Raw genomic sequence first — 763 nt, forward strand, 5'->3', positions numbered from 1 at the left:
GCGGTGTCGCACGGCCCGCTCGTGGCGCACATTATTGCCACCGGCGAGCGCTATGAAACCGGCCCGGCCGATTGCGAACTGCACTTCATGTCCTTCGCCTTTGACGGTTCCCACGAAGGCTGGATGCACCCGCTGATCAACGGCGCCAGTGTGCTGATCCGCGATGACAGCCTGTGGCTGCCGGAATACACCTACGCGCAAATGCACCGCCACAACGTGACCATGGCGGTGTTCCCGCCGGTGTACCTGCAACAACTGGCCGAGCATGCCGAACGCGACGGCAACCCGCCGGCCGTGCGCGTGTATTGCTTTGGGGGTGACGCGGTGGCGCAGGCGAGCTACGACCTGGCCTGGCGCGCGCTCAAGCCGACCTACCTGTTCAACGGTTATGGGCCGACCGAGACAGTGGTTACGCCGCTGTTGTGGAAGGCGCGCAAGGGCGACCCTTGCGGCGCGGTCTATGCGCCGATTGGTACGTTGCTGGGCAACCGCAGCGGCTACGTATTGGACGCGCAGTTGAACCTGCAACCGATCGGCGTGGCCGGTGAGTTGTACCTGGGCGGCGAGGGCGTGGCGCGCGGTTATCTGGAGCGTGCGGCGCTGACCGCCGAGCGGTTTGTGCCGGACCCGTTCGGCACACCCGGCAGCCGTGTGTACCGCAGCGGCGACTTGACCCGTGGCCGCCCCGATGGCGTGGTGGACTACCTGGGGCGTGTCGACCACCAAGTCAAAATCCGTGGTTTCCGTATCGAGCTGGGTGAAA

Annotated in this window: 1 protein-coding gene; it reads left to right on the forward strand. The window is 65.7% G+C overall.

Features of this window, described 5'->3' with window-relative positions:
- A partial coding sequence (locus A7D21_RS34060; protein WP_141718335.1) for an AMP-binding protein occupies positions 1-763 on the forward strand: 763 nt, incomplete at both ends.

It is taken from the genome of Pseudomonas sp. AP19, from assembly GCF_001728855.1.
In the GTDB taxonomy this organism is placed as follows: Bacteria; Pseudomonadota; Gammaproteobacteria; order Pseudomonadales; family Pseudomonadaceae; genus Aquipseudomonas; species Aquipseudomonas fluorescens.